Consider the following 12,342-nt stretch of genomic DNA (forward strand, 5'->3'; position numbering starts at 1 on the left):
CCCCTCACACTCCCCCGAGATATTATGAAAGAGAAAAAGCAGGATTTTTTTGGGGATTGCGGAACACAAGGCGAACATCTCTTTGACTTGGGGGGCAGATTTGGTAGGGGTGGGGCCTGAGCCGAGCCAACAAAGAAGGGGCAAACCTGTGGTATCTCTCTCTGAAAAAGCCCTGATGGCGCGGGGCGCGCCGTATTTGAACGACCTCAACCCTGCGCAGCGTGCGGCTGTGGAGCAGTTGGAGGGGCCTGTTCTGATGTTGGCGGGAGCGGGCACAGGCAAGACCAAGGCTCTGACCACGCGGATTGTGCATCTGCTCAATACGGGGCGTGCGCAACCCAACGAGATATTGGCTGTGACCTTTACCAATAAGGCTGCGCGAGAAATGAAAGAGCGGGTTACGCGCTTGCTTGGTCAATCTGTGGAGGGGATGCCTTGGCTGGGGACGTTCCACTCGATTTGTGTGAAAATTCTGCGTCGTCATGCCGAGCTTGTGGGCCTGAAGAGCAATTTCACCATTCTGGACACCGACGACCAGCTGCGCCTTCTCAAGCAGCTTGTGCAGGCGGCGGGGATTGATGACAAGCGGTGGCCCGCGCGGATGCTTGCGGGTATTATCGACGGCTGGAAAAACCGAGCATGGCTTCCTGAGAATCTGCCTGCGGCGGAAGGCAGTGCCTATGACGGGATGGGACCGCAGCTTTATGCGCAGTACCAGACCCGCTTGCGGGAGTTGAATGCAGCGGACTTTGGCGATTTGCTTTTGCATGTGGTGAGTATTTTTCAAAAGCATGACGATGTGCTCGCGCTCTATCAGCGCTGGTTTAAATATGTGCTGGTGGACGAGTATCAGGACACCAACGTGGCGCAGTATCTTTGGCTGCGGTTGCTGGCGGGCGGGCATAAGAACATCTGCTGTGTGGGCGATGATGACCAGTCGATCTATGGCTGGCGGGGCGCGGAAGTGGGCAATATCCTGCGCTTTGAGAAAGACTTTCCCGGCGCGGCCGTGGTGCGGCTTGAGCAGAATTACCGCTCGACACCACATATCCTTGCTGCTGCGTCAGGCGTGATTGCTGGCAACGAGAACCGGCTTGGCAAGGAGCTTTGGACCGAGGCCGAGGAGGGCGAGAAAGTCCGCCTCATCGGCCATTGGGACGGCGAGGAAGAGGCGCGTTGGATCGGCGAGGAGGCCGAGGCTTTGCAGCGCGGCACACGCGGAATTGGGCCAAAATCGCTTGATGACATGGCGATTCTTGTGCGCGCCTCCCACCAGATGCGCGCTTTTGAGGACCGTTTTCTGACCATCGGGATGCCTTATCGGGTGATCGGCGGCCCACGGTTTTACGAGCGTTTGGAAATTCGTGATGCGATGGCCTACTTCCGCCTTGTGGTCAGCCCCGAGGACGACCTTGCCTTTGAGCGGGTGGTGAACACGCCAAAGCGCGGGCTGGGCGACAAGGCGCAGCAGAAGATCCAGATGGAAGCGCGGGCGAATTTTTTGCCACTGACGGGCGGGGCGCAGCTTTTGCTAGACGGGAAGGGCATTAGCGGCAAGGGCGCCGGCGAGCTTCAGCGCTTTTTGGACAATCTGCAGCGCTGGCAGCGGCTGGAGGCCAGTCCCGAGGTGAGCCATGTGGAGCTGGCCGAGATCATTCTGGACGAGAGCGGCTATACCGAGATGTGGCAGAACGACAAGACGCCCGAAGCGCCGGGGCGGCTGGAGAACCTCAAGGAGCTTGTCAAAGCGCTGGAGCAATTTGAAAATCTGCAAGGATTTTTGGAGCATGTCGGCTTGATCATGGACAATGACAAGACCGATGCGGACGAGAAAATCAGCATTATGACTTTGCATGCGGCCAAGGGGCTGGAATTTCCTGTGGTGTTTTTGCCTGGATGGGAAGACGGGCTGTTTCCGTCGCAGCGCTCTATGGACGAAAGCGGGCAGAAGGGCCTCGAGGAAGAACGGCGGCTTGCTTATGTGGGGATCACGCGGGCGGAGGAAATTTGCACCATTTCATTCGCGGGCAACCGCCGCGTTTACGGGCAGTGGCAGAGCCAGATGCCGAGCCGCTTTATTGACGAGCTGCCTGAGGCGCATGTGGATGTTATGACGCCTCCCGGGCTTTATGGCGGCGGCTATGGTGCTGCGCAGCCTTCGGTGCGCTCGGCGCTGGCGGAAAATGCAGCGGAGGCTGATGTTTATAACTCTCCTGGTTGGAAGCGGATGCAGGCGCGGGCGAGCCAGAGACCGACTCCGAAAGCACAGGGAGGCGCTGCCTATACTGTCGAGGCGACGGCGGTGTCTTCGTTTATGCAGGGGGATCGCGTGTTTCACACCAAGTTTGGCTATGGCGATGTCATCGGGGTTGAGGGCGACAAGCTCGAGATCAACTTTGACAAGGCGGGTGTGAAGAAGGTCGTTGCGCGCTTTATCGTGAGCGCGGCGGATGCGGACAACATCCCGTTTTAAGCTTTAAAATAGGCTCTTAAAATAAAGGCGGCGGACCCTTTAGGGAGGAGGGGGTCCGCCGCGCATTCTTGTGCCGGAAAAGGGAGGAGAACCGGCACAATCCAGTTGTTCGTTTAGCCGTAGACAGCCTCATAAGCTGCGGCGTGAATGCTTGAGCGGTTCAGGCCGAGGTCTGCGAGTTCGCGACCTGAGAGCCTTGAAAGCTCGCTTACTGTTTTGCGGTACTCGCGCTTGAGAGCGAAGGCTTCAGCTGCGTTTGAGACGAAGCTTACGGCTTTGCCGACGAGTTCTGCGATGGCGTCGTTGAGGGCGCCTGAAGTTGTGGATACGACGTAGTTCATTGTGTTTACCATTTCATGTGCGTGACGGAGTGTGTCTGTCTTGAAGGCTATCTAGGGTCATGCTGCGCCTGCGAAAAGACCTAGTTTGGCAATGCCGCTATGCAGCATTTGCATGTCTTGAAGATGCCTGATTTCCCAAAGCTAACGTTAACGTAAGGTAAGCTTATCGGCCTTTGACGCTGTGCTTTGGCGGCTTTTGGGGTTGAATTCTGCGGCATAAGGCGCACCTATGCGGCAAAGCTATAAGGGAGCGTGCGCATGGCAACGAAAGAACAGGTACTGGCGGAGTTGGCGCGGCTGGAGCTGCCTGATGGGCGCAGCCTTGTGAGCGCCGATATGGTGCGCGCCCTGACTGTTGAGGGCGGGGCTGTTCGATTTGTCATCGAGGCCCCAAGCCCAGAGGCGGCGGCGAAGATGGAGCCGATCCGAGCGGCGGCTGTGGATATGGTGCAAGCGCTGAGCGGTGTGAGCAGTGCCTCTGCTGTCTTGACGGCGCATGGTGCGCAAGCGGCCGCGAAGGCGCCTCCCAAGCTAAGCATTGGTGGCCACCCAGACCCCAAACGTAAAGACATCCGCCCCAAGGGTGTGGCGCGGGTGATTGCTGTGGGCTCGGGCAAAGGCGGCGTTGGTAAATCGACTGTAAGTGTGAACCTTGCTGTGGCGCTGGCGCGAGCTGGGCAACGTGTCGGGATATTGGATGCGGATTTTTACGGGCCGAGCCAGCCGAGAATGCTCGGTGTGACGGGGCGGCCAGGTCAGTCACCAGACGGGCGCATCATGCCGCCGCAGGCGCATGGTCTTAAGATTATGTCGCTTGGTCTGATGGTGGACGAGAAGCAGGCTGTTGTCTGGCGCGGGCCGATGCTTATGGGCGCGGTGCAGCAGATGCTTGCGGATGTGGACTGGGGCGAGCTTGATGTCTTGATCATTGATCTGCCGCCAGGGACTGGAGATGTGCAGCTCACGCTCGGGCAGCAGAAGGTGCTGGATGGCGCGGTGATTGTCTCGACGCCGCAGGATGTGGCGCTGATTGATGCGCGCAAGGCGATTGATATGTTTGAGAAGCTCAAGGTGCCAGTGATGGGACTGGTGGAGAATATGAGCCTGTATATCTGCCCTCAATGTGGGCATGAGGCGCATCTCTTTGGGCACGGCGGCGTCAGGCTTGAGGCTGAGCGCCTTGGTGCGCCGCTTCTGGCGCAGATCCCGATTGATCTGGAGACACGCTTGGGCGGAGATGCTGGAACGCCGATTGCGGCGGGGGAGACCGCTGCAGCGCAGATTTATGCGGATTTGGCGCAAAAGCTGCTCTGAGCCGCGACTTGATGGGAAATGATGGGGCGCGCCATGGGAATTCATGGGCGTCCTTTTGATTTTGGGCGAATCACTTTGGTGATTTGTGGCATTTTCAGCCGTCTTGGCGGCTAATTCTTCATAGCAGGCAGGACTTTTAGAGCTTGCCTGTAGGGTTTTATGAAAAAAAGTGGGATTTTATGGGCGCGCCTGTGTGGCACGAAGCGCTACCATATTTAGTATTTTAAATCTTAGCTTCCGCTACAGCTGGTGCAAATTTCCGCTTTTTGACGCACAACATGTAGTTCGCAGACGTCTTTTGAGCTATATAATGTGCTCATTTCCGTAAAAAACTATTGATTACCATGAATTCCCATCGTATCCCTAATCCACGAGATGAGGTTGGGGCACAAAATAAGGGGCGAACAAAAGACCCCGAAAAAAACTCCCTAAGTCAGGTTTCATACAGGCACCGACTTCATCAGACCAAGAGATCCGGCGCGCGGGCGAGCAGACATCCCCCCCAGGTGGCGCGCGCAGCTGGACAACACCGCTAAGCGGGACGAGGGCGGCGGTTGATCAGTGGCAGCAGATTAACCGCCGTTTCCTTTACTAAGGCAGATTTTTTTGGGGAAACTAAAGAGAGGCGGCCCAGAGTGGTGCGTAGATTTCGCGGCGAAAGCCACCACAAGGTGGATGCTAAGGGGCGGGTGTCAATTCCGGCCTCTTTTCGGCGTGTTCTAGAAGCCTCTGACCCAAACTGGCGCGAAGGCGATACCCCTGAGCTGGTGATTGTCTATGGTGATCACCGCCGGACATACCTTGAGTGCTACACTGTTGAGGCCATTAACGAAGTGGACGACAAGATCGCGGCCTTGCCGCGTGGCTCAACCGAACGCAAAATTCTTCAACGTCTTTTCCAAGGGCAATCGTTGCCTACAACTGTGGATGAGACGGGGCGCCTTGTGCTGCCGCAAAAGCTGCGCGAGAAAATTGGCCTTGAAGGCGAGGCTTTCTTCATTGCTGCGGGCGATACTTTCCAGATCTGGAAGCCCGAGACCTATGAGGCAGAAGAGCTCGCGAAGACAGAAGAGTGGCTCGATGATCTGCCAGAAGATTTCGATCCGTTGATTTACCTTGATAAGGCTACAAGCGGGGAATAGCGCGACATGGAACGTGCCACATCAGAGCGCAGGCATATTCCGGTTTTGCTACAGGCTATCCTTGACCATGTGGCGCCCGTTTCGGGCGTATGGGTTGATGGAACGCTGGGCGCAGGCGGCTATGCCAAGGGCTTGCTGGACGCAGGGGCGAAAAAGCTGATCGGGATTGACCGTGACCCGCTGGCGCATGAGCTGGCCGCTGTCTGGGCCGCGGACTATGGCGACCGGGTCGAGCTTCATCAAACGACATTTTCAAAGCTGGATGAGGTTGCGGATCAGGTCGATGGCGTTGTGCTTGATTTGGGCGTGAGCTCCATGCAGCTTGATCTTGCTGAGCGCGGGTTTTCGTTTCAGGGCGACGGGCCTCTGGATATGCGCATGAGCCAGACCGGACGCTCGGCCAAGGAGCTCGTCAACGAGCTGGATGAAGCGCAAATTGCTGATATTATTTATCTTTATGGCGAAGATCGTGCCAGCCGCAGGATTGCGAAGGCGATTGTCAAGGCGCGCGAGCTGGCACCTATCGAGACAACGGGGCGCTTGGCAGAGATCATCCAGAGCGTGATGCCACGGCCAAAACCAGGCCAGAGCCACCCTGCGACGCGTAGCTTTCAGGCGATTAGAATTGCTGTGAACGATGAATTTGGTGAGTTGGTGGTGGGGCTTGAGGGGGCCGAGCGCGCGCTGAAACCCGGCGGGCTTTTGGCTGTTGTTTCGTTTCATTCGCTGGAAGACCGTGTGGTGAAGCGCTTTATGCGGCTTCGGGCGGGCGAAGCGGGCGGCGGGAGCCGATATGCGCCTGCGCAAGTGCCTGAGCCTGCGACGTTTCAGTTGATCAACAAGAAAGCGATCGGGCCAAACGCTCAAGAGCTTGAGGACAATCCCCGCAGCCGCAGCGCGCTCTTGCGTTTGGCGCGGCGCACGGATGTGCCAGCGCGGGATGTGAGCGCAAAAACAGTGGGTGCCCCACAATTGGGAGAGGGTGTTTTATGAGAACCATTATTGTCTTGCTGACTGCGCTTTGCGTCATTGGCAGCGCGTTTTGGGCTTATCATGAAAATTACCAGACCCAAGAGGCCTATGCGTCTTTGCAGCGCTTACAAAGCGACATCGGGGAAGCACGGGCGCGGCTTGCGATTTTGCGGGCAGAATGGGCTTATCTGAACCGGCCTGACCGTTTGCATGAGCTGACGGACCTCAATTTTCAGAAAGTCGGGCTATTGCCTTTGGCGGCCGAGCATTTTGGCACGATCAACGAGGTCGGCTATCCTGTTGAGGCGCAAGCTGAAGAGCTTGAGCTGTCTTTTGATGGATCCATCGAAGTGTCCAGCGATGCGGCTGGCCAAAGTGGGGCAGACCAATGACACGTATTCCTCTCAGACCACTGGCCGCCATTCTGGATGCGCGCAAGAAGGGCGCGGACCCTGACGCGATTGAACGGCGTAACACCAGTGCGCGTCACGAAGTGATCCAAAACGAGCTTCGCTCTGTGGGCGAGGGGCGTCTTGTGGTGCTTGGGGTCATGTTTTTCTGTGCATATGCAGTGATTGCGGCGCAGATGGGCCTTTTGGCAGGTTCGGAGCCTACGGAGCAGCGCGCAGCGGGTGGCGGTGTTGAAATTCTGGCTCAGCGGGCGGATATTGTGGACCGCCGCGGACGTGTTCTGGCGACAAATATCGAGACGCATTCGCTTTATGCGCAGCCTCAAGAAATGATTGAGCCGAAGCGTGCGGCGAAAGAGCTTGTGAAGATTTTCCCTGATCTGGATGAGGCGCGGCTGACCAAGGATTTTTCGGGTAAACGCAAGTTTATTTGGGTGAAAAAGAAGATCAGCCCTGAGCAACTCCAGCAGGTGCATGACATTGGCGAGCCAGGTTTGTTGTTTGGTCCACGTGAGGCGCGGCTGTATCCGAACGGCACGCTGGCGGCGCATGTGATGGGCGGAACGAGCTTTGGCCGCGAAGGTGTTCATGCGGCTGAAGTGATCGGCACGGCTGGCGTTGAAAAGCAGTTTGACGAATATCTGCGCGACCCCGCCAATGGCGCGCGGCCCTTGCAGCTGTCGATTGATATGACTGTACAGACGGCGGCCGAGCGCGTGCTTTATGGCGGGATGCGTCTGATGGGCGCGAAGGGTGCTGCGAGCATCTTGATGGATATCCACACGGGCGAAGTGATCTCTGTTGTGAGCTTGCCCGACTTTGACCCGAACAACCGCCCTTTGCCGCCCGTTGAGGGCGACCCTGACGATAGCCCGCTGTTCAACCGTGCTTTGCAAGGCGTCTATGAGCTTGGTTCGACCTTCAAGGTCTTTACCATTGCGCAGGCGATCGAACTGCAGCTTGTGAACAAATCGACGATGATCAACACGCGCGGCCCTCTTGTCTGGGGCAAGCACAAGATCCGCGATTTCCACGACTATGGAAAAGAGCTGGATGTTGAGACAGTTCTGACCAAAAGTTCAAACATTGGGACGGCGCGGATGTCACAGATGATCGGTGCGGAGCGGCAGCGCGAGTTTCTTGGGGCGCTCGGTATGCTGGATACCACAACGATTGAAATGCCAGAAGCGAGCGGTGGCAAGCCGCTCTTGCCTAAGAACTGGTCAGAAATTTCGACGATGACGATTTCTTATGGTCATGGACTTTCGGCAACGCCGATGCATTTGGCAGCGGCCTTCTCCACGATTGCCAATGGTGGGCGCAAAATCTCGCCGACGCTGCTCAAGCAGGACGGCCCAAACTACGGCGCGCAGGTGCTTTCGCCTTTTGTGGCGCGTGAAATGAACGATATGTTGCGCAAAGTCGTGACCGATGGCACAGCGAGCTTTGGCGATGTGGCTGGATATTCTGTGGGCGGTAAGACGGGCACGGCCGACAAGCCAAAGGCGCGCGGCGGCTACTATAAAGACAAGGTGATTGCTTCGTTTGCGAGTGTCTTTCCGACAGACAATCCACAGTATGTCTTGATCGTAACATTGGATGAACCCGAGATTTACACGATGGGTGAAAACCGCCGCAGCGCAGGCTGGACGGCTGTGCCCGTGGCAGCTGAGCTGATAAATCGTGTTGCGCCGCTCCTTGGATTGCGACCGAACGTTGAACCAGGGAAATTGGCTGGTATAACGCTCACATCGAATTAACGCGAAAGAGGGCGCGGTGGGGCATAAAAAGTTGAGCGAGCTGGGGCTTCGGGCCACAGCTGGGGATGATGTCAGCGTCAGCGGTCTGGCCGTTGATAGCCGATTGGTGAAAGAGGGCATGCTGTTTGCTGCTCTTCCGGGCACAGCGGTCCATGGTGGGGCCTTTATTCAATATGCTCTGCGGATGGGCGCGAGTGCTGTTCTCACAGATGCGGAAGGTGCGAAACTGGCGGAATCCGAGCTCGCGGCTTCGGATGGGGCCCTGATTGTTTCGGAAAATCCACGGCAGGTTTTGGCTTATACCGCGGCGCTTTGGTTTGGGGCGCAGCCTGAAACCATGATTGCGGTCACTGGAACCAACGGAAAAACCAGTGTGTCGAGCTTTGCCCGCATGATCTGGCAGGAACTTGGTCTCAGAGCTGTCAATCTGGGCACAACGGGCGTGGAGGGTGACTGGAGCGCCCCGCTGGCGCATACGACGCCTGAGCCGATCACGCTGCATCGCACACTGGCGGCGGCCAGCGAGGCGGGGATCACACATGCCGCGATGGAAGCGTCAAGCCATGGCCTGTCGCAATATCGCCTTGATGGTGTGCAGCTTGCGGCGGCGGGTTTTACCAACTTTACGCAGGACCATCTGGACTATCACGCCACGTTTGAAAAGTATTTTGACGCCAAGGCCGCGCTGTTTGGGCGCGTTTTGGGGGATGATGGCGTGGCTGTGATCAATATCGACGATCCACGCGGCCCCGATATGGCAGCCATTGCGCAGAAGCGCGAGATTGAAGTGATCAGCGTGGGCCGAATGGAGGGTGCGGACATCCAACTGACGGCGCAGCGCTTCCATGGCATGGGGCAGGAAGTCTTTTTCAAGCACAACAGCCGTGGCTACCGCGCCGATCTCAAGCTTATGGGCGGGTTTCAGGCTGAGAATGTGCTTTTGGCTGCGGGTCTTGTGATTGCGGCGGGAGAAGACCCGAAGGCTGTCTTTGAAACGCTGGATCATATGGAAACGGTGCGTGGGCGGATGCAGTTGGCCGCGACACGTGACAATGGCGCTTCTGTTTTTGTTGATTACTCCCACACGCCCGATGCGATTGCGACGGCGCTCAAGGCTATGCGTCCGCATGTTCCGGGGCGGATCATTGCCATTATTGGCGCAGGCGGGGACCGCGACACCAGCAAGCGGCCCTTGATGGGCGCGGCGGCGGCGGCGCATGCGGATGTGGTGATTGTCACCGATGATAACCCGCGCTCTGAGACGCCTGCGGATATTCGAGCGGCTGTGTTGCAAGGCTGCCCAGAGGCTTATGAAGTGGGTGACCGTGCCGAGGCGATCTTGCGCGGTGTGGATTTGCTTCAGGCGGGGGATGCGCTTTTGATTGCGGGGAAGGGCCATGAGACGGGCCAGACCATTGGCGACACTGTGCTTCCGTTTGATGATGTGGAACAGGCCAGTGTGGCTGTCGCGGCTTTGGAGGGCAGGATATGAAGCCTCTTTGGACAAGTGCTGAGGCGGCAGTGGCCACGGGCGGCTCTGTTGGCTCGGATTGGGCGGCGAGCGGTGTTTCGATTGACACGCGCACGCTTGTGCCGGGCGATCTTTTTGTCGCGCTGAAGGCTGCGCGAGACGGCCATGAGTTTGTTGCGCAGGCGTTGGAAAAGGGTGCGGCGGCGGCGCTTGTGAGCCATGTGCCCGAGGGGCTGGAAGGCTCAAGCAAGCTGTTGCTGGTGGAAGATGTGCTGGCGGGGCTTGAAGATTTGGGGCGCGCGGCACGGGCGCGCAGTGCTGCGAAAATTATCGGTGTGACAGGGAGCGCGGGCAAGACTTCGACCAAGGAGATGCTGCGGGTGATGCTTGCGGCGCAAGGCTTTTGCCATGCGGCAGAGGCGAGCTACAATAACCACTGGGGTGTGCCGCTCACGCTGGCGCGGATGCCGCTTGAGGCGGAGTTTGCCGTGATCGAGATCGGCATGAACCACCCCGGCGAAATAGCGCCTTTGGCGAAGATGGCAGCGCCTCATGTGGTGATGATCACCACTGTTGCGGCGGCGCATATGGCCGCGTTTGAGAACATCGAAGGCATCGCAGCGGAAAAGGCCGCGATTATGGACGGGCTCACCGAAGGCGGTGTGGCGATTTGGAACGGCGATATCGGGACTGCCTCAATTTTGGCGGCGAAGGCTGCGCAATGTGCGGGCCGAGGGCTAACCTTTGGCACAACGTCAGAAGACTATCGGTTGGTTTCAACACGGCTGAAAGACAATATGACCATTGCCGAGGCAGAAGCCTTTGGCGAGGGGCTTGTTTTTAAAGTCGGAGCCGCGGGCCAGCATTTTGCGATGAACGGACTTGGCGCGATAGCTGTGTGTGAGGCCGTCGGGCTTGACCGTGCAGTGGCCGCCGCTGATCTGGCGCGTTGGGAGCCGCCTGCGGGGCGGGGGCGGCGCGAGATTTTGGCGCTTGATGAGGTCGAGGATGACCACATCGAGTTGATTGATGATGCGTTCAATGCCAACCCTGCGTCGCTTGTCGCATCGCTACAGGTTTTGGCCGATATTGCGCGCCCTGAGGGGCGGAGCCGCAAGATTGCGATCATCGGGGATATGCTGGAACTTGGTGTGAGCGAGTTTGACGAGCATGCGCGTGTGGCGCGTTTGCCGAGCATCGCAGCGCTCGATCTTGTGCATTGTGTTGGGCCATTGATGCGTCATGCTTGGGAGGCGCTGCCGACTGAGCAACAGGGTGACTGGTTTGAGACCGCGGATGAACTCGCCGCCAAAGTGCGTGGCTATTTGCGCGCGGGTGATATTGTATTGGTAAAAGGCTCCAAGGGGATCGGCGTTAGCCGCGTTGTGAGCGCGATCCGTTTGGCCATGCGCCCAAAAACAGAGAGACGAGGAATAGAGTAAATGCTTTACTGGCTTACGGCACTGTCCGACGGGGGCGATTTTTTTAACCTTTTCAGGTACATCACCTTCCGCGCTGGTGGCGCTTTTCTGACGGCTCTTGTTTTTGGGTTCATCTTTGGACCGCCACTGATCAACGTGTTGCGCCGCCGTCAAGGCAAGGGCCAGCCCATTCGTGACGATGGCCCTGAGGGACATTTGGCAAAAGCGGGCACGCCGACGATGGGTGGCTTGCTCATTGTTGGCGCGCTTTTGACCTCGACGTTGCTTTGGGCGCGGCTCGATAATCCGTTTATCTGGATTGTGCTTTTTGTGACGGTCGGCTTCGCTGCGATCGGCTTTGCTGATGATTACGCCAAGGTCAAAAAGCAGACGACAGCTGGCGTCTCTGGCCGTGTGCGTATGCTGCTTGGGCTGTTGATCAGTGCAATCGCAAGCTATTGGGCGGCGCTCTATCACCCTGATGCGCTACAATATCAGCTGGCGATGCCCGTCTTTAAAGATACATTGATCAACCTTGGCTATCTGTTTGTGCCGTTTTCGATGATTGTAATTGTGGGTGCGGCCAACGCTGTGAACCTCACTGACGGGCTAGACGGCCTTGCAATTATGCCTGTGATGATTGCGGCGGGCACGCTCGGTGTGATTGCTTATGCGGTCGGGCGGGTCGACTTTACCGAATATCTGGATGTGCATTATGTACCCGGGACCGGCGAAATTCTGATCTTTACTGCCGGTATTTTTGGCGGCGGTCTTGGCTTTCTTTGGTATAATGCGCCGCCTGCGGCTGTGTTTATGGGCGACACAGGCTCGCTTGCTTTGGGCGGGGCGCTTGGCGCGATTGCTGTGAGCACAAAGCACGAGATTGTGCTTGCCATCATCGGCGGTCTGTTTGTTGTTGAGGCGCTCTCTGTGATCATTCAGGTGCTTTACTTCAAGCGCACAGGCAAGCGTGTTTTTCTGATGGCACCGATCCATCACCACTATGAAAAGAAGGGCTGGGCGGAGCCGCAGATTGTG

The 12,342-nt window shown here is 57.5% G+C and carries 10 protein-coding genes; 9 read left to right on the forward strand and 1 reads right to left on the reverse strand.

Annotated features, from left to right (window positions below; translation table 11 throughout):
• The first annotated feature begins 175 nt into the window (after nucleotides 1–175).
• Nucleotides 176–2,473, forward strand: a complete 2,298-nt coding sequence (locus P8O11_RS08825; RefSeq protein WP_300293751.1) for an ATP-dependent helicase — start codon at nucleotides 176–178, stop codon at nucleotides 2,471–2,473.
• 113 nt (nucleotides 2,474–2,586) lie between these two features.
• Here the strand turns inward: P8O11_RS08825 and P8O11_RS08830 are convergent, their stop codons facing one another.
• Nucleotides 2,587–2,814 carry a DUF1127 domain-containing protein gene (locus P8O11_RS08830; protein ID WP_300293742.1) on the reverse strand — a complete coding sequence of 76 codons (228 nt, stop codon included), beginning with the start codon at nucleotides 2,812–2,814 and terminating at the stop codon, nucleotides 2,587–2,589.
• Between the two features lie 258 nt (nucleotides 2,815–3,072).
• On the opposite strand from P8O11_RS08830, the gene P8O11_RS08835 reads away from it, so the two are divergent.
• The 8 genes from P8O11_RS08835 to mraY all read left to right on the forward strand — a co-directional run.
• Nucleotides 3,073–4,128 carry an Mrp/NBP35 family ATP-binding protein gene (locus tag P8O11_RS08835; RefSeq protein WP_300293743.1) on the forward strand — a complete coding sequence of 352 codons (1,056 nt, stop codon included), beginning with the start codon at nucleotides 3,073–3,075 and terminating at the stop codon, nucleotides 4,126–4,128.
• Nucleotides 4,129–4,763: 635 nt separating this feature from the next.
• Nucleotides 4,764–5,270: a division/cell wall cluster transcriptional repressor MraZ gene (gene mraZ, locus P8O11_RS08840; RefSeq protein ID WP_300293744.1), complete on the forward strand. Its 507-nt coding sequence runs from the start codon at nucleotides 4,764–4,766 to the stop codon at nucleotides 5,268–5,270.
• A gap of 6 nt (nucleotides 5,271–5,276) precedes the next feature.
• A complete protein-coding gene (gene rsmH, locus P8O11_RS08845; RefSeq protein WP_300293745.1) occupies nucleotides 5,277–6,263 on the forward strand; it encodes a 16S rRNA (cytosine(1402)-N(4))-methyltransferase RsmH in 987 nt (328 codons plus the stop codon).
• Nucleotides 6,260–6,634, forward strand: coding sequence for a cell division protein FtsL (locus P8O11_RS08850; RefSeq protein ID WP_300293746.1), 375 nt, complete (start codon nucleotides 6,260–6,262; stop codon nucleotides 6,632–6,634). Before rsmH ends, P8O11_RS08850 begins: the two co-directional genes overlap by 4 nt.
• Entirely contained in the window at nucleotides 6,631–8,412 is a 1,782-nt protein-coding gene (locus P8O11_RS08855; RefSeq protein WP_300293747.1) for a penicillin-binding protein 2, read from the forward strand. The genes P8O11_RS08850 and P8O11_RS08855 overlap by 4 nt, the downstream gene beginning before the upstream one ends.
• A gap of 16 nt (nucleotides 8,413–8,428) precedes the next feature.
• On the forward strand, nucleotides 8,429–9,904 hold the full coding sequence (locus tag P8O11_RS08860) for a UDP-N-acetylmuramoyl-L-alanyl-D-glutamate--2,6-diaminopimelate ligase (protein WP_300293748.1): 1,476 nt from the start codon (nucleotides 8,429–8,431) through the stop codon (nucleotides 9,902–9,904).
• Nucleotides 9,901–11,325: a UDP-N-acetylmuramoyl-tripeptide--D-alanyl-D-alanine ligase gene (gene murF, locus P8O11_RS08865; RefSeq protein WP_300293749.1), complete on the forward strand. Its 1,425-nt coding sequence runs from the start codon at nucleotides 9,901–9,903 to the stop codon at nucleotides 11,323–11,325. Before P8O11_RS08860 ends, murF begins: the two co-directional genes overlap by 4 nt.
• On the forward strand, nucleotides 11,326–12,342 hold a 1,017-nt coding region (gene mraY, locus P8O11_RS08870; protein ID WP_300293750.1), incomplete at its 3' end, for a phospho-N-acetylmuramoyl-pentapeptide-transferase.

This window comes from Lentibacter sp. (genome assembly GCF_029254145.1).
Taxonomy (GTDB): domain Bacteria; phylum Pseudomonadota; class Alphaproteobacteria; order Rhodobacterales; family Rhodobacteraceae; genus Lentibacter.